The 16421-nt window shown below is 65.3% G+C and carries 18 protein-coding genes; 9 read left to right on the top strand and 9 right to left on the bottom strand.

The features are described from left to right. Positions 1-33: 33 nt before the first annotated feature. Positions 34-744, bottom strand: coding sequence for a S1 family peptidase (locus tag M2432_RS06170; protein ID WP_280825886.1), 711 nt, complete (start codon positions 742-744; stop codon positions 34-36). Between the two features lie 137 nt (positions 745-881). Between M2432_RS06170 and M2432_RS06165 the strand changes: the two genes are divergently transcribed. Together M2432_RS06165 and M2432_RS06160 are read left to right on the top strand one after the other, a co-directional pair. Further along, entirely contained in the window at positions 882-1397 is a 516-nt protein-coding gene (locus M2432_RS06165; protein WP_280825885.1) for a phage holin family protein, read from the top strand. Then, entirely contained in the window at positions 1397-2362 is a 966-nt protein-coding gene (locus M2432_RS06160) for an alpha/beta hydrolase (RefSeq protein ID WP_280825884.1), read from the top strand. The genes M2432_RS06165 and M2432_RS06160 overlap by 1 nt, the downstream gene beginning before the upstream one ends. On the opposite strand, the gene marP is transcribed toward M2432_RS06160, so the two are convergent. The 4 genes from marP to nth are packed head-to-tail and all read right to left on the bottom strand — an operon-like array spanning position 2351 to position 5656. Next, entirely contained in the window at positions 2351-3550 is a 1200-nt protein-coding gene (gene marP / locus M2432_RS06155; protein ID WP_280825883.1) for an acid resistance serine protease MarP, read from the bottom strand. The two genes, M2432_RS06160 and marP, sit on opposite strands and share 12 nt — an antisense overlap. Continuing rightward, positions 3547-4311, bottom strand: a complete 765-nt coding sequence (locus tag M2432_RS06150; protein WP_280825882.1) for a CoA pyrophosphatase — start codon at positions 4309-4311, stop codon at positions 3547-3549. Before M2432_RS06150 ends, marP begins: the two co-directional genes overlap by 4 nt. After that, complete coding sequence (locus M2432_RS06145) at positions 4308-4964, bottom strand: TlpA disulfide reductase family protein (protein WP_280825881.1); 657 nt, start codon at positions 4962-4964, stop codon at positions 4308-4310. Before M2432_RS06145 ends, M2432_RS06150 begins: the two co-directional genes overlap by 4 nt. After that, entirely contained in the window at positions 4961-5656 is a 696-nt protein-coding gene (gene nth / locus M2432_RS06140; RefSeq protein WP_280826164.1) for an endonuclease III, read from the bottom strand. The genes M2432_RS06145 and nth overlap by 4 nt, the downstream gene beginning before the upstream one ends. A gap of 205 nt (positions 5657-5861) precedes the next feature. Here nth and M2432_RS06135 point away from each other — a divergent pair, with 205 nt between their 5' ends. Both M2432_RS06135 and crp read left to right on the top strand, forming a co-directional pair. After that, positions 5862-6185 carry a hypothetical protein gene (locus tag M2432_RS06135; protein ID WP_280825880.1) on the top strand — a complete coding sequence of 108 codons (324 nt, stop codon included), beginning with the start codon at positions 5862-5864 and terminating at the stop codon, positions 6183-6185. Positions 6186-6289: 104 nt separating this feature from the next. Then, positions 6290-6964: a cAMP-activated global transcriptional regulator CRP gene (gene crp / locus M2432_RS06130; RefSeq protein ID WP_280825879.1), complete on the top strand. Its 675-nt coding sequence runs from the start codon at positions 6290-6292 to the stop codon at positions 6962-6964. Positions 6965-7052: 88 nt separating this feature from the next. Here the strand turns inward: crp and M2432_RS06125 are convergent, their stop codons facing one another. From M2432_RS06125 to M2432_RS06115, 3 genes are all read right to left on the bottom strand, one after another. Beyond that, a complete protein-coding gene (locus tag M2432_RS06125) occupies positions 7053-7838 on the bottom strand; it encodes an MBL fold metallo-hydrolase (RefSeq protein ID WP_280825878.1) in 786 nt (261 codons plus the stop codon). A 100-nt stretch (positions 7839-7938) separates the two neighbouring features. After that, a complete protein-coding gene (locus M2432_RS06120; protein WP_280825877.1) occupies positions 7939-8403 on the bottom strand; it encodes a RidA family protein in 465 nt (154 codons plus the stop codon). Beyond that, entirely contained in the window at positions 8400-8561 is a 162-nt protein-coding gene (locus tag M2432_RS06115; RefSeq protein ID WP_280825876.1) for a DUF4177 domain-containing protein, read from the bottom strand. Before M2432_RS06115 ends, M2432_RS06120 begins: the two co-directional genes overlap by 4 nt. Before the next feature lie 48 nt (positions 8562-8609). Here M2432_RS06115 and M2432_RS06110 point away from each other — a divergent pair, with 48 nt between their 5' ends. Continuing rightward, complete coding sequence (locus M2432_RS06110; protein WP_280825875.1) at positions 8610-9650, top strand: ArsA-related P-loop ATPase; 1041 nt, start codon at positions 8610-8612, stop codon at positions 9648-9650. A 23-nt stretch (positions 9651-9673) separates the two neighbouring features. Further along, on the top strand, positions 9674-10777 hold the full coding sequence (locus tag M2432_RS06105; protein ID WP_280826163.1) for an ArsA family ATPase: 1104 nt from the start codon (positions 9674-9676) through the stop codon (positions 10775-10777). 158 nt (positions 10778-10935) lie between these two features. Here M2432_RS06105 and M2432_RS06100 read toward each other — a convergent pair whose 3' ends face one another. Next, the gene (locus tag M2432_RS06100) at positions 10936-11265 is read right to left on the bottom strand and encodes a WhiB family transcriptional regulator (RefSeq protein ID WP_280826162.1); all 330 of its coding nucleotides are present in this window, start codon (positions 11263-11265) and stop codon (positions 10936-10938) included. Positions 11266-11577: 312 nt separating this feature from the next. Here M2432_RS06100 and ponA2 point away from each other — a divergent pair, with 312 nt between their 5' ends. The 3 genes from ponA2 (at position 11578) to M2432_RS06085 (ending at position 16180) form a co-directional block, all read left to right on the top strand. Beyond that, positions 11578-14031: a transglycosylase/D,D-transpeptidase PonA2 gene (gene ponA2, locus M2432_RS06095; RefSeq protein ID WP_280825874.1), complete on the top strand. Its 2454-nt coding sequence runs from the start codon at positions 11578-11580 to the stop codon at positions 14029-14031. 80 nt (positions 14032-14111) lie between these two features. Continuing rightward, complete coding sequence (locus M2432_RS06090) at positions 14112-15062, top strand: metallophosphoesterase (RefSeq protein WP_280825873.1); 951 nt, start codon at positions 14112-14114, stop codon at positions 15060-15062. After that, a complete protein-coding gene (locus M2432_RS06085) occupies positions 15059-16180 on the top strand; it encodes a PLP-dependent cysteine synthase family protein (RefSeq protein WP_280825872.1) in 1122 nt (373 codons plus the stop codon). Before M2432_RS06090 ends, M2432_RS06085 begins: the two co-directional genes overlap by 4 nt. Positions 16181-16421 lie beyond the last annotated feature (241 nt).

The following is a 16421-nucleotide window of genomic DNA, read 5'->3' as shown; positions in this document are numbered from 1 at the left end:
GCCCGCGAGCGGTTCGCTGCTCGCGGGCGGAGATCAGGCTCCGACCGGAACGAAGCCCGCCCCCGGCCGGTTCTTGGCCGCGACGTCCCCGAGCACTGCATTGATCGACACCGTCACAGCGGGCGTGTGCAGCGGCACGTACTTCACCACGCAAGTGGGCAGGTTGTCGCTGAACGCGCCATGGATCATGCCGACCAGCCGGTTGTCCACGGTCACCGGTGCGCCCGAGTCTCCCGGCTGCCCGCACACCTGGTCCACGATGGTGCCTGGATCCTGTCCCGGCCCCCAAGTGACGCCACAGGTGTAACCAGTCGTACGCCCCAGCTTGCAGGCGACCTGGCCGAATGCCGGGTCCGGGCCAATGCCATCGATTGCGAAGCCGTTGACGGTGTTGACCGGCTGCACCTTCGCCGGGTCGAACTCGATGACGGCGTAGTCCAGGGCCTCATTGCCGGCCACCATCGTCCCGACGATTCCGTGATCCTCTGCGCCCTCTGCGGACACCTGATGGCCGGGGCCGCCGCAGTGCGCCGAAGTGAAGCCGACCAGCTTGCCTCTGTTGTCGGTGCCGATGGTAGTGAGCGTGCAGTAGGTGTCGCCGTCCACCACGATGCCCGAACCCCCACCGAGCGGCAGCAGTGGCGCCGCATGCGCCTGGGGTTCCAACCCTCCAGACCTGATGACAAGTGCAATGAAGAGCAGAGGCACTGCCACCAGAGCGGGCCAACGGAGTCGCAAACGCATCGTGAGACATCTCCAGATCTGCGGCGACGACATACCCGTCACCAAGCCGGGCCATTCTAACGTCGGGCCCCATCGTTAACCGGCTTCCCACGTGGCAACATATGCCAGGACTACACCGACGCCGGGAGGACGTGTTCGTGAGCAATGGCGACCGCAAGAATGGCGCAGTTCCAGCCACGGTGACATCGATCCCGCTGGTGGATCCACACGCACCGAAGGCCGATCCGTCGATCGGTGATCTGGTCAAGGACGCCACCGCACACATGTCGACACTGGTGCGCGCCGAAGTCGAGCTGGCCCGCGCCGAGATCACCCGCGACGTGAAGAAGGGCCTGACCGGCAGCATCTTCTTCATCGCAGCACTGGTGGTGCTGTTCTACTCCACCTTCTTTTTCTTCTTCTTCCTCGGTACGGTGCTCGAACTGTGGGTGTGGAAGTGGGTGGCCTACCTGATCGTGTTCGTGCTGATGCTGCTGACGACGGGCGCACTGGCTTTGTTCGGGTATCTGAAGGTCCGCAAGATCCGGGGTCCGCAGGACACCATCGCTTCGGTGAAGGAAGCCAGGGTGGCGCTCACGCCAGGCCATGACAAGCCCGCGGACGCGGCGCTGCGTCCGGGCGGCACGCCCACGAGCGACCCTTCAGGCTGGTAGTGCCAGCGCCTGACCCCTCGATCGTCTGGATCGACGGCCCGTGGCGTCATCTTCAGGTTCACGCCAACGGCATCCGGTTCCACGTTGTGGAGGGCGAGAGCTCGCAGCCCGACCGTGGAAAAGCGGGCGATTCCGCCCACGCCGACCGCCCGCTGATCATCCTGCTGCACGGTTTCGGCTCGTTCTGGTATTCGTGGCGGCATCAACTGCGCGGCCTGTCCGGTGCCCGCGTGGTTGCGGTGGATCTACGTGGCTACGGCGGCAGCGACAAACCCCCGCGCGGCTATGACGGCTGGACGCTGGCCGGCGACACCGCGGGGCTGGTGCGGGCGCTGGGACACAAGTCGGCCACGCTGGTCGGCCACGCCGACGGCGGGCTGGTGTGCTGGGCGACCGCAGTGCTGCACCCGCGGGCGGTCCGCAGCATCGCGCTAATCAGCTCACCCCATCCGTTGGCGCTCCGCAGGTCGGCGCTAGCCGACGCACACCAACGCGCCGCGCTGTTGCCGTGGATGCTGCGCAATCAGATGCCGCGCTGGCCCGAGCATGTCCTGACTCGCCGCGACGGCGCCGCCGTCGAGCAACTCGCTCGCAGCCGCGGCGGAGTGGGGTGGGTCGCCTCAACCGACTTCTCCGAATCGATGCGGCACATGCGCACCGCCATCCAGATACCGTTCGCTGCCCACTCGGCGCTGGAGTACCAGCGGTGGGCGGTGCGCAGCCAGTTGCGCAGTGAGGGTTGGCGATTCATGCGCGCCATGAAGCAGCCCACCCAGGTTCCGGTACTGCACATCCACGGGTCCGCCGACCCGTACGTGCTAGACGCCCCGGTGCGTGACACGGCGCGCTATGCACCCCAGACACAGTTCGTATCCCTCACCGGCACAGGGCATTTCGCGCACGAAGAAAGCCCCGCGGAGGTCAACAAAGAGTTGTCGGGCTTCCTGACCCAGCTACCCGGCTGACACGCACTTGCCGGTCGGCACCGGGTCCTGGTTGGCCGCCTTGAGCACCTGCTTGGATATTTCGTTCGCAGTCAGCACGAAGCCGGTATCGGCATCGTCGACCGCGGCCCCGAACACCACCCCGAGCACCTTGCCGCCGCGGTCGATCAGCGGGCCGCCGGAATTGCCTTGCCGGACATTGCCTCTGATGGTGTAGACCTCACGCGTCACCGTGGTGGTGTGGTAGATGTCCGGCCCGTTGAGTTTGATGATCTCGCGAATGCGCGCCGGAGTCGCAGCGAAGTTGCCGCCGCCTGGATACCCCATGACGATGACGTCGGTGCCGGTGGCGGCCTCACGCATGTCGAGGTTCAGGGGCGGTGACGGCAGGTTCGGCACGTCCAGGATCGAGATGTCGGCATCCGGGTCGTAGGACACCACCTTGGCGTCGTAGGTCTTGGCGTCAGGGCCGGTCACTTCGACGGTGACCGAGTTGGATCCGGCGACCACGTGTGCGTTGGACATCACCCGGTTGGGCGCCACCACAAAACCCGTGCCTTCCAACACCTTCTGGCAGCTCTGGGCCACGCCACGAATTTTCACGACGCTGGCCTGGTCGGCACCAACCACCGGATCGCTCGCAAGCGTCGCATCAGGAGCGTCGACGTTGATCACCGGCGTGCGCCCGAACGGCAGCACGGCCGGCAGACCGGAACTGTTCAAGAGCGTCGACAGGCGCGTCGGCACCCGCTTCAGCCAGGACGGTGCCACGCTGTCCACCTGGGACAGCAGCCGCGAACCCCGCACCGCAGCAGCCAAATTCGGCTGGTCCGATGTAGCCAGCGGGGTGGCCAGCAGCCATGCGACCAATAGCACCGCGATCACCTGCAGGGCGACCCCGACCACCGAATCCAGTCCCCGCAGCGCCCGATTGCGGATGGCCCCGCGTACTGCACGGCCCAGTACGACACCGGCGATCTCGCCGATGACCACCAGACCCAGGATCAGAAACAGCGCTACGAACAACTTGGTGCGCGGCCCGGTGATGTGTTCGACGACGTGCGGCGCCAGCAACACGCCGGCCACTGCGCCCAGCACTACGCCGAGAAAGGACAGCAGGGAGCCCAGCGCCCCGGAACGCCAGCCAGAGATGGCGAAAACGAAAGCGACTGCCAGGACGGCCATATCAAGCCACTGTGATGGTGTCATTGTTGGTGAACACGGTATCTGTTGAAGTTGCCGACGAGCGCCATTGCCTCGTCCAGTTCATGCACGTCATCGGTGTTCCATGGCTGCGCCCACCCGGCGACGTCCAGGATTGCCGAGATCACCTGTCCAGTGAAGCCCCACACCAGCATCTGGTTGAGCAGGAAGGCCGGCCCGGCGAACCGGCTGGTGTTCTCCTTGCGGTACACCATCAGCCGGTTCTCGGGGTTGACGAACGCGCGGACCGGAACCCTCGCGACGATCGCTGTCTCGGCCGGATCGACGACTTCGACGGGACCCGGCTCGGGCGAGTACGCCAAGACCGGGACGACGTGAAAACCCGAGGGCGGGATGAACATTCGATCCAGCGTCGCCAGGGGCTGCAGTCTGGTGGCATCCAGCCCGGTCTCCTCGCGGGCCTCGCGCAGCGCCGTGCCCACTGGTCCGTTGTCGCCCAGATCGGCGGCACCGCCAGGAAACGCAGCCTGTCCGGCATGGTGCCGCAATGTCGAAGCCCGCACGGTGACCAGCAGGTCGGCGTCGGGCGGAAGTTGCCCGGCCGGCGCGTCCGGGGCCCCGGAGAACAGCACCAGCACCGCGGCGTCCCGCTTGGAGCCGGTCAGCGCCGCGGTGGCACCGGCCGCAGTTATCGAGGCCAGCACGCTCGCCGGCACCCGACGCCGATAGGCCTGCGGCAGGTCTGCGGCGTTCTCGACCAGTGGGCGCAGCCAGGCCGGGGCAGCCTGTGGGTTCAGTTCACTCACCCCGACACTCCTAACTGTGGGTTCACGGCCGCGGCGATCTCGTCGGCGCTGGTGAACGGCCGGGGCAGGATTCCAGCAACGGTACCGTCTGAGCGCAGCACGGCGGTCGCTGGCATGACATTGGGGACGTGCAGCGCGGCAGCGATCAGCCGTCGACCGTCTTGCAGCGTCGGTAGGGTGACGCCGAGATCGGCCAGCCGCAGTAACCCGGCGGTCTCGTTCTCGTCCTGGTGCACCGTCACGACCGTCACCTTGTTACCCATCCGGCGCTGATATTCCGCCATGGCCGGCAGTTCGTCGGCACACGGCCCGCACCAATAGGCCCACAGGTTCAGCACCACCGCGCGGCCGGCGACCATCGCCTCGACATCGACCGAAGAGCCGTCGGCGGCGCATTCCGCTGAGATGCCGCGCAATGCCTCGGGCCCCGGCCCGGTACCCGCCGGCGGGCACGGCCGCAGCGCTGCGCGAGCGCGCGGGCCGGCCAGGGCCTGGGCAGTGTCGGCGTCGCGGTGCGCGCGGGCGGCCGCCGAAGGCCCCGGCGATGCCGGGGCACTGCGGGGCTGCTCATCGTCCAGTTGACGCCAAAGCGCCACTCCGATGACCACGAAGACAGCAAGCACCGCAATGGTCCAGCGACCTGCATTGCTCACGCGTCGGCCTCCACCACACCCGCCAACGCCAGCAGATGTTCGGTCTCGGGACCTTTCACCAGGGCGGCCGCCGTTGCGAGGTCGGTTGGTCCTGTGCCGAACGACGGGCAGTCGGCGGCCAGCACGCACACCCCACACGCCGGCTTGCGGGCATGGCACACCCGGCGGCCGTGGAAGATCACGCGGTGCGACAACACCGTCCACTCTTTGCGGGGGATCAGTTCGCCGACCGCGAATTCGACCTTGACCGGGTCCTCTTCTTCGGTCCAGCGCCAGCGTCGCACCAGCCGGCCGAAATGGGTATCCACGGTGATGCCCGGGATCTCGAAGGCGTTGCCCAGGACCACGTTGGCGGTCTTGCGACCGATGCCTGGCAATGTCACCAGTTCGTCGAGCGTATGCGGCACCTCGCCGTCGAAACGGGCCACCAGCTCCTGTCCCAGACCCATCAGCGAGGACGCCTTGTTGCGGTAGAAGCCGGTCGGCCGGATCAGTTCTTCGAGCTCGGTCCGGTTGGCTTGGGCATAGTCGAGCGCGGTGCGGTAGGTGGCGAACAGCGCCGGGGTGGTCAGGTTGACCCGCTTGTCGGTGCTTTGCGCCGACAGGATGGTAGCCACGGTGAGCTCAAGCGGATTGGTGAAATCAAGCTCGCAATAAACATGCGGAAAGGCTTGTGCTAGTTCACGATTCATGCGACGCGCGCGGCGCACCAAGCCGAGGTGGGTTTCACGGTCATATTTCGCGGCGGAGCGTCTGGCAGGCACGCCGGTAAGCGTACTGAGAGAAACGCCTAAGGATACTTTGACCGGTGGCGTTTCGTGACCACCCTGAGACCTTCGGCGTGTTTACTTCAGCCTTGTGTCTTGGTTGCTCGTTGTGTGCATCCCCGGGTTGCTAATGCTGGCAACCTTCGGGTTGGGCCGCCTTGAGTCGATGTTGGACACCTCGAAGGACACCTACACTGCCGCCGATGTGAAGGCATTCGTAGAGAAGGTCAAGGCCGCATGTGCCCTGACCACCTCCGATGCCGACACGCTGCCGCACAGGGTGACATCGCGAATTGACGCTCCGCGGGCTCTGCCCACAGCATCCCCGCTGCGGAACAACCCATTAGGAGCATTCAGCGAACCCGAACTGCCCAGCCCGATGTACGCGCACTCGGGGACGCACTCGGGAGCCAATCCGCAGTTTCGGCAGACCCGGCATGCAAATCGTGTGTAGCGTTGGCATGTTGCGATGCGGCTTACTACTAGACTGACTTCGTTAACCAGTTCACTGGTTGGCCTGCGCGCGTGTCATATCACTCATCAGCATTAGGGAGCAACGTGGACGAGATCCTGGCGAGGGCCGGAATCTTCCAGGGTGTAGAGCCCACCGCGGTATCCGCACTGACCAAGCAGCTACAACCGGTCGATTTCCCGCGCGGACATACCGTGTTCGCCGAGGGCGAGCCCGGTGACCGCCTGTACATCATCATCACCGGCAAGGTGAAGATCGGTCGCCGTTCACCGGATGGCCGCGAGAACCTGCTGACGATCATGGGACCGTCGGACATGTTCGGCGAGCTGTCGATCTTCGACCCGGGCCCGCGGACGTCCAGCGCCACCACCATCACTGAGGTGCGCGCCGTGTCGATGGATCGCGAGGCGCTGCGTGCCTGGATCGCCGATCGACCGGAGATCGCCGAGCAGCTGCTGCGGGTTCTGGCCCGCCGCCTGCGTCGCACCAACAACAACCTGGCTGACCTGATCTTCACCGACGTGCCCGGCCGCGTAGCCAAGCAGCTGCTGCAGCTGGCCCAGCGCTTCGGCACCCAGGAAGGCGGCGCGCTGCGGGTGACGCACGATCTCACGCAAGAAGAGATCGCCCAGCTGGTCGGTGCCTCCCGCGAAACGGTGAACAAGGCATTGGCCGACTTCGCCCACCGGGGCTGGATCCGGCTCGAGGGCAAGAGCGTGCTGATCAGCGACAGCGAGCGCCTCGCGAGGCGCGCCCGCTAGTTCTCGGCTAGCTTTCGCCGAAACTGCATTCCGGCAGGTCCGTACTCGGACTTCTCCTGCAGGAATGCAGTTTCGGCGTCTCTGGCGGTCAGCGCCGCAAGTAGTCCAGTTGGGCCGTCACCGATTTCTCGGCTGCGTCCCACAGCTTCTGGTCGACGTCGGTATAGACATGCTCGACGACCTGCCGTGCGGTTGCGTCCTCGCCTAGCGTCCGTAGAGCGTCGCGCACCTGGTCCAGCCGCTCTTCGCGATGGGCCAGATACATGGTGGTCACCTCAACCAGGTCGGGCAGGTCGGGCCCGTGGCCGGGCAGCACGGTGCGCGGCCCCAGACCCTGCAGTCGACGCAGCGATTCCAGGTACTCACGCAGGCTGCCGTCCTCGCTGTCGATGACGGTGGTGCCGCGGCCGAGCACGGTGTCCGCGGTCAACACAGCACCGCCACCGTCGCCGTCATCAATCAGGAACGACAACGAATCCGCGGTATGCCCCGGCGTAGCAAGAACTTTGATTCGCAGGCCGGCGGCATCGATCACCTCGCCGTCGCTCAGTGGACCGCCGAGCCCTCTCAAGAAGCCACTGCCCACCGACCGCACCACCGCTCCGGTCAGGTCGACCAGCTTGTCTATGCCACCGGTGTGGTCGTCGTGCTTGTGACTGATCAGCACCAGCTGAATCTTGCCCAGCGCGGCGACGCGCTCGAGATGGGCGGCATCGTCCGGCCCAGGGTCGACGATCACCATCTCATCCGAGCCGGAGCCGTGCAGCACCCAGGTGTTGGTGCCGTCCAGCGTCATGATGCCGGGGTTGTCGCACAGCAGCACCGACGCCGACTCAGTCACCGGGCGCAGTTCGCCATATGCGGGATGGGTCACGCGACCTCCGCCTGACCGTCGCTCACGCGACCTCTGCCTGACCGTCGCTCACGCGACCTCCGCCTGACCGTCGCTCACGCGACCTCCGCCTGACCGTCGCTCACGCGACCTCGACGATCAACTCCACCTCAACCGGCGCATTCAACGGCAACTCGGACACCCCGACCGCCGAGCGCGCATGCGCACCGGCCTCACCGAATACCTCACGGAGCAACTCCGAAGCCCCGTTGACGACACCCGGTTGGCCGTTGAATCCAGGCGCCGAAGCGACGAACCCGACCACCTTGACCACTCGCACCACCGAGTCGATACCGACCAGAGAGTGCACGGCAGCCAAGGCGTTCAGGGCGCATACTCGCGCAAGTGCCTTGCCCTCGTCAGCGGTCACCTCTGCGCCGACCTTGCCGTCGCGGGGCAGCTTGCCGGACTGCATCGGCAGTTGGCCCGCGGTGTACACCAGGTTGCCGCTCCGCACGGCCGGCACGTAGGCCGCCAGTGGCGCAACAACTTCCGGCAGTTCCAGACCGAGTTCGGCCAACCGTTGCGACCAGTTCCCCGCGCTCACTTCGGCCGCTTCAGGTACGCGACGTGCTGCTCACCGCTCGGGTTCGCCAGCACCGACACCAGCTCCCAGCCGTCCTGACCCCATTGATCGAGGATCTGCTTGGTGGCGTGGATCAGCAACGGGACGGTGGCGTATTCCCACCGGATCGGTTCGCTCATGGCACCGAGCTTATCGGCCGCCAACTATCCCATGGTTAACATGCTGGGGTGACAACCGAATCCACCGGCCATGCGCACCTCGGCTGGCCGGCGCGCCTGAACAAGGCACGTCTGCATTTCGTCACCGGTAAAGGCGGAACCGGCAAGACGACCATCGCCGCCGCGCTGGCCCTTGCCATGGCCTCAGATGGTCGCAGCGTGTTGCTGGTCGAGGTGGAGGGGCGGCAGGGCATCGCTCAGCTATTCGACGTGCCGCCGCTGCCGTACGACGAGGTCAAAGTCGCCACCGCTGAAGGTGGCGGACAGGTCAATGCGCTGGCCGTTGATACCGAAGCAGCGTTCCTGGAATACCTGGACATGTTCTACAACCTCGGCATCGCCGGCCGCGCCATGCACAAGATCGGTGCCGTCGAATTCGCCACCACCATTGCCCCTGGCCTGCGCGACGTGTTGCTGACCGGCAAGATCAAAGAGATCGTGACGCGCAACGAGAAGGGCGGGAAGGGCCTCAAGGGCAACCAACGCGTGTACGACGCGGTGGTGGTGGACGCTCCGCCGACCGGTCGGATCTCCCGATTCCTCGATGTCACCAAGGCCGTGTCCGAACTAGCCAAGGGTGGCCCCGTGCACTCGCAGGCCGACGGCGTGGTCAAGCTGCTCCATTCGGAACTGACTGCCATCCATCTGGTGACCCTGTTGGAGGCGCTGCCGGTGCAGGAGACCCTGGAGGCCATCGACGAACTGCGCGGGCTGGGACTGCCCATCGGCAGCGTGATCATCAACCGCAACATCCCGGCCTACCTGTCCGATGAGGACCTCGCCAAGGCGGCGGAGGGCGACATCGATGCCGATGCCATCCGCGCCGGGCTCACCGAAGCCGGAATCACGTTGTCCGACGACGACTTTGCCGGGCTGCTGACGGAAACCATCCAGCATGCGACCCGCATGAACGCACGCGCCGAAAGCGCCGACCAGCTCGAGGCGATCAACGTCCCGCAGCTGGAGCTTCCGGCCCTGCCCGAGGGCGTCGACCTGGGCAGCCTGTACGAACTCGCCGAAGCCCTGGAAGAGCAAGGGGTAAAGAAGTGATCAGCAAGCCCCCGCCGCTCGACATGCACGCGGTCCTGTCGGATCCGGAGACCCGCGTCGTCGTGTGTTGCGGCGCAGGCGGAGTCGGCAAGACCACCACCGCCGCCGCAATGGCGCTGCGGGCCGCCGAGTACGGGCGTACCGTCGTCGTGCTGACCATTGACCCGGCCAAGCGACTCGCACAGGCACTGGGCATCAAAGACCTTGGCAACACCCCGCAGCGGGTCCCGCTGGCGCCCGAGGTACCCGGCGAACTGCACGCCATGATGCTCGACATGCGGCGCACCTTCGATGAGATGGTGACGCAGTATTCGGGTCCGGACCGCGCCGACGCGATTCTGGAGAACCAGTTCTACCAAACCGTCGCCACCTCATTGTCGGGCACGCAGGAGTACATGGCGATGGAGAAACTAGGCCAGCTGCTGTCCCAGGACAAGTGGGATCTGGTGGTCGTCGATACCCCGCCGTCACGCAACGCGTTGGACTTCCTCGACGCGCCAAAACGCTTGGGCAACTTCATGGATAGCCGACTGTGGCGGCTCCTGCTGGCGCCGGGTCGCGGATTGGGCCGGCTGGTGACCGGCGCCATGGGCCTGGCCATGAAGGCACTCTCAACGGTACTGGGCTCCCAAATGCTTTCCGACGCAGCCAGTTTCGTGCAATCCCTGGATGCGACGTTCGGTGGATTCCGGGAAAAGGCCGAGCGCACTTACGAATTGCTGAAGCGCCCAGGCACGCGGTTCGTGGTCGTCTCGGCCGCCGAACCCGATGCCCTGCGGGAGGCGTCGTTTTTCGTGGACCGGTTGTCACAGGAGAAGATGCCGCTGGCCGGCCTGATCCTGAACCGCACCCATCCGATGCTGTGCGACTTGAGCCACGATATCGCTAGCGAGGCGGCCGACTCCCTGGACGGCGCCGATGAATCCGATGCACTGACCGCAGCTGCGTTGCGCATTCATGCCGACCGCACCGTGGTGTCCAAGCGTGAGGTACGGCTGCTGTCCCGTTTCACTGGGGCCAATCCACATGTTGCTTTGGTCGGCGTGCCGTCACTGCCGTTCGACGTCTCAGACCTGGATGCGTTGCGCGCCATCGCCGATCAGATCACCGGGGACGCCAAAGCCTGACGCGGTTCACGGCTTAGCGCGATCGCAACACGAAAGTCGGGCGTCGCCCTTTTCGGGCATGGTCGGACACCTGACTGAAAGACCGCACTCACCTCAGAATGCGGCGGCACAAACCGACGCGGTCGCGCCCCGCTGAATTACGCAGCGCCAGTACCGAATTAAACCGCGCTGCGATGCTTGCGCTGAGTGGCGAAGAACTCCGCCCAAGACACCACCTCGGGGTGCTGCTTGAGCAAAGCTCGGCGCTGACGCTCAGTCATGCCGCCCCACACACCGAATTCGACGCGGTTATCCAGAGCGTCTGCGCCGCATTCGAGGATCACCGGGCAATGCCGGCAGATAACGGCTGCCTTGCGCTGGGCGGCGCCGCGGACGAACAGCTCATCGGGATCGGCCTGCCTGCAGCGGGCCTGCGACACCCAGGCGATTCTGGCCTCGGCCTCTGGCTGGACTACCTGGACTACACCGTCAACGGTAGGGCTAGCGATTGTCCTGCTAACTACTGGCCGAGTATCTGCCACCAGCGATCCCTTCGTCACACCGTCTCACGACGGCCCAGCCACGGCACGGATCGCTGATGCGATTTATGCCACATTGCGCTCCATAGTGTTACCTAGGTCGCATTGTGTGTCCAAGTTAGGTGGTCAGGGGCCATCTGCGCAATGGTTGACGGCCGCTTTTTTGGGACGAGCGTCCAGCCGTCAATTTTGCGCCGTGTCGTAGCGCCATGCATCCGCTGGCTACGTGGTATGCGACCGGTGTGCGGGGAGTTCCCGGGCAGTGTGGCTACTCTGTTACCCATGTCCGAGCGACCGCAGAGCCGTCCGCAGACTGGTCCTCCGACCGCGGTCACCGTCGTGAAGCTGGCTTGGTGCTGTCTACTGGCCAGTGTCGTGCTCGCTGCCATGATGTTTCCCGTCGTGGGCGGCATCGGCCTGATGTCCAATCGGGCGTCAGACGTGGTGGCTAACGGCTCGGCCCAACTGGTCGAAGGTGACGCACCGGCGGTGTCGACCATGGTCGACATCAAAGGCAACCCGATCGCCTGGCTATACAGCCAGCGTCGGTTCGAGGTGCCCAGCGACCAGATCGCCAACACCATGAAGCTCGCCATCGTCTCGATTGAGGACAAGCGGTTCGCCGAGCACAACGGTGTCGACTGGAAAGGCACGCTGACCGGCTTGTCAGGCTATATGTCCGGCGCTCCTGACACTCGCGGCGGTTCGACGCTGGAACAGCAGTACGTCAAGAACTACCAACTGCTGGTGATCGCCCAGACCGACGCCGACCGTCGCGCCGCCATCGAGACCACTCCGGCCCGCAAGCTGCGCGAGATCCGGATGGCGCTGACCCTAGACAAGACGTTCACCAAATCTGAAATCCTGACCCGCTATCTGAATCTGGTGTCGTTCGGTAACGGCGCGTTCGGCATCCAAGATGCGGCCCAGACCTATTTCGGCATCAATGCCTCCCAGCTCAACTGGCAGCAGGCCGCGCTACTGGCGGGCATGGTGCAGTCCACATCCGGGCTCGATCCATACACCAATCCTGAGGGCGCTCTGGCCCGTCGGAACCTGGTGCTCGACACGATGATCGAGAACGTCCCGCAGGAGGCCGACGCGTTGCGTGCGGCCAAGGAGCAGCCGCTCGGAGTGCTGCCCCAGCCAAACCAGTTGGCGCGCGGCTGCATCGCAGCCGGTGATCGGGCGTTCTTCTGCGACTATGCGCTGGAGTATCTGGCCCGTGCCGGGATCAGCAAGGACCAGGTGGCCAAGGGCGGTTACCTGATCCGCACCAACCTGGACCCCGACATCCAGAACACCGTCAAGTCGTCGATCAATGGCATCGCCTCGCCCACCATCGACGGCATCGCCAGCGTCATGAGTGTGATCAGGCCGGGCAAGGACAACCACGCGGTGGTCGCCATGGCCAGCAACCGCACCTACGGCCTTAACTCCGATGCCAAAGAGACCATGCAGGCGCAACCCTTTTCCCTCGTCGGTGACGGTGCTGGGTCCATTTTCAAGCTGTTCACCACCGCGGCTGCGATGGACATGGGTATGGGCATCAACGCAACCTTGACCGTGCCGTACCGGTTCGAGGCCAAGGGGCTGGGTAGCGGCGGTGCGAAAGGTTGCCCGAAGGACACCTGGTGTGTGGAGAACGTCGGCAAATACGCGGGCTCCATGAACGTCACCCAGGCCCTGGCTAGCTCACCCAACACGGCGTTCGCCAAACTCATCTCGCAGATCGGCGTAGGGCGCGTGGTCGACATGGCGGTCAAGCTGGGCCTGCGTTCGTATGCCGAACCGGGCACAGCCCGGGCGTATGACCCGAACAACAACGAGAGCCTGGCCGACTTCGTCAAGCGGCAGAACATTGGCTCGTTCACCCTCGGCCCGATCCAGGTCAACGCCCTGGAGCTGTCCAACGTGGCAGCGACGCTGGCGTCCGGCGGCAAATGGTGCCCGCCCAACCCGATCGACAAGATTTACGACCGGCGCGGCAACGAGGTTTCGGTAACGACCCAGACCTGCGAGCAGGTGGTGCCCGAGGGGCTGGCCAACACCCTGGCCAACGCCATGGGTAAGGACGCCATCAGCGGTACCGCGGCTGGTTCGGCCCACTCGGTGGGGTGGAACTTCCCGGTTTCCGGAAAGACCGGTACCACCGAGGCCTACCGGTCCTCGGCATTCGTCGGCTTCACCAATGCGTACGCCGCTGCTAACTACATCTACGACGATTCGGCGACGCCGTCAGACATCTGCTCGTTCCCACTGCGCCAATGCGGCAAGGGTGACCTGTACGGCGGCAAGGAGCCAGCGCAGACGTGGTTCACCGCCATGAAGCAGTTCACGCCGCCGAATGTGGTACTACCGCCCACCGATCCGCAGTACGTCGACGGCGGGCCCGGTTCCAAGGTGCCCGATGTCAACGGTATGGACCTGGACTTGGCCCAGAACCGAATCAAGGAGGCCGGGTTCCAGCTGTCCCCGCAGCCTTCCTGGGTTAACAGTTCCGCACTGTCAGGGCAGGTGATCGGGACCAGTCCGTCGGGCTCGACCATCCCTGGTTCGATCATCACGATCCAGGTCAGTAACGGCATCCCACCGGCGCCACCACCACCGCCTCCGATCTCGCTTCCGATACCTGGCCTGGACGGCGGACCACCGCCTCAAGTGGGATCGACGGTTGTGGAGATTCCTGGCCTGCCACCGATCACGGTGCCGGTGCTCGGCCCGCCGCCGCCATAACGGTAAACAGCTGTGTGGTCTTTGTAACGATGACCAGCGAGAACAGGTCATCAGCGCCAGCAAGCAAGTAGGCTGCGTTCATGTCTGCGATCGTGCGTAATGCGGCCATCACCATCGGCGGATCATTGGCGACAGGCATCGCCTACGCGTCACTGATCGAGCGCAACGCATTTGTGGTTCGCGAGGTAACCATGCCGGTGCTGTCGCCTGGCTCGTCGCCGCTGCGGGTGCTGCACCTATCCGATCTGCACATGATGCCGCGGCAGCACCGCAAGCAGGCCTGGCTGCGCGAGCTGGGCTCCTGGGACCCCGACCTGGTGGTCAACACCGGCGACAACCTGTCTCACCCAAAGGCGGTGCCGGCCGTCGTGCAGGCCCTCGGAGACTTGCTCGCAGTGCCGGGCCTGTTTGTGTTCGGTAGCAACGACTACTTCGGCCCGAAGCCGAAGAACCCGGCCAACTACCTGTTCAAGCCTTCACACCGGATCACCGGCGAACCGTTGCCCTGGCAGGACCTGCGCGCAGCATTCACCGAGCGCGGCTGGCTGGACATGACGCATACCCGCCGCGAGATCGAGGTGAACGGTCAGCTGATTGCGGTGGCCGGTGTCGATGACCCGCACCTGAACCGCGACCGCTACGACACCATCGCCGGGCGGCCGAACCCCGCGGCCAATCTCAGCCTGGGCGTGACCCACGCGCCCTACACGCGGGTGCTGGACCGGTTCGCCGAAGACGGTTATCAGCTGGTGCTGGCCGGGCACACCCACGGCGGGCAGCTGTGCGTTCCGTTCTACGGCGCCCTGGTGACCAACTGCGACATCGACACGTCGCGGGTCAAGGGTCCGTCTCGGTGGGGGTCGCACACGCAGCTGCACGTGTCTGCAGGCATCGGCACATCGCCGTACGCGCCGGTGCGCTTCTGCTGCCGACCGGAAGCGACGCTGCTGACTCTGGTGGCCGCCCCGACCGGCGGTGGCCGGGCCGGGATCACCGCGGATGTGACACTGCCGGCTATCTCGGCGCGGTGAATTCCGGGATCTCGGCACGCGGCACCGACCGGCACTGGGTCGACAAAGCCGTCCGGTTGATCGAGGCCGACGCCCGGCGTAGCGCCGACACCCACCTGCTGCGGTACCCGCTGCCGGCCGCGTGGAGTTCCTCCGTCGACTTGCAGCTGTACCTGAAGGACGAAAGCACCCACATCACCGGCAGCCTCAAACACCGGCTGGCGCGGTCGCTGTTCCTGTACGGCTTATGCAATGGCTTGATCGGCGAGAGCACCACGGTCATCGAGGCCTCCTCGGGATCCACAGCAGTGTCGGAGGCTTATTTCGCGGCGCTGCTGGGCCTGGAGTTCATTGCCGTGATGCCGGCTTCGACCAGCCCAGCCAAGATCGAGTTGATCGAATCTCAAGGCGGCCGTTGCCATTTCGTCGACGAGTCAGCGCAGGTGTACGACGAGGCCGAACGGCTGGCGCAGCAGACCGGCGGACACTATCTGGACCAGTTCACCAACGCTGAGCGGGCCACCGACTGGCGCGGCAACAACAACATCGCGGAGTCCATCTACGCGCAGATGCGCGACGAGGCGCATCCGGTTCCCGAGTGGATCGTGGTGGGCGCCGGCACCGGTGGCACCAGCGCGACCATCGGACGTTTCATCCGCTATCGGCGCCATGCCACGCGGCTGTGCGTGGTGGATCCAGAGAATTCGGCGTTCTACCCATCGTGGCTCCAGGGTGACCGCGAGGTGTTCACGGGCGCGTCGTCTCGAATCGAAGGCATCGGCCGGCCGCGGGTGGAACCGTCATTCCTGCCGGGCGTCGTGGATGCCATGGTGTCGGTGCCCGATGCCGCCTCGGTGGCCGCGGCACGTCACGTCGGCACGGTTCTGGGGCGCCGGGTGGGGCCGTCGACCGGCACCAATCTGTGGGGCGCGTTTCAGTTACTGGCCGAGATGGTCGCTGCGGGGCGTAGTGGTTCGGTGGTCACGCTGCTCGCCGACAGCGGCGACCGCTATGCGGACACCTATTTCGACGACGCGTGGGTCAGCAGCCGCGGGCTGGACTCGCCGGAGGCGGCCGCGACGCTGGCAGAGTTCGAACGCTCCGGACGATGGATCAGACCGGCCCAGTTCGGGCGGTAATCCGACGTGACGAACAACCACAGCGCAGCCAGGCCAAAGAACCCGTAGTAGAGCACCGCTCCCAAACTGGTCATGTCCATCCTCGCTTTCGTGGCATCCAGTTTTTCCGACAGTTGCTTGATTCAACGCACGGCGCGCTTAAATACATCCCGATATCTGCCGTGATATATGCCGCTACCCGCCTCCACCAGCGGCTACCTCACCCGGTGAGGGCCGTTTGGCTTCTGACCGCCCTAGTGCG

This window comes from Mycobacterium sp. OTB74 (assembly GCF_029892685.1).
Taxonomy (GTDB): Bacteria; Actinomycetota; Actinomycetes; order Mycobacteriales; family Mycobacteriaceae; genus Mycobacterium.
Note: the sequence above shows the minus strand (reverse complement) of the source record. Positions and strands in the feature narration are given on the sequence as shown.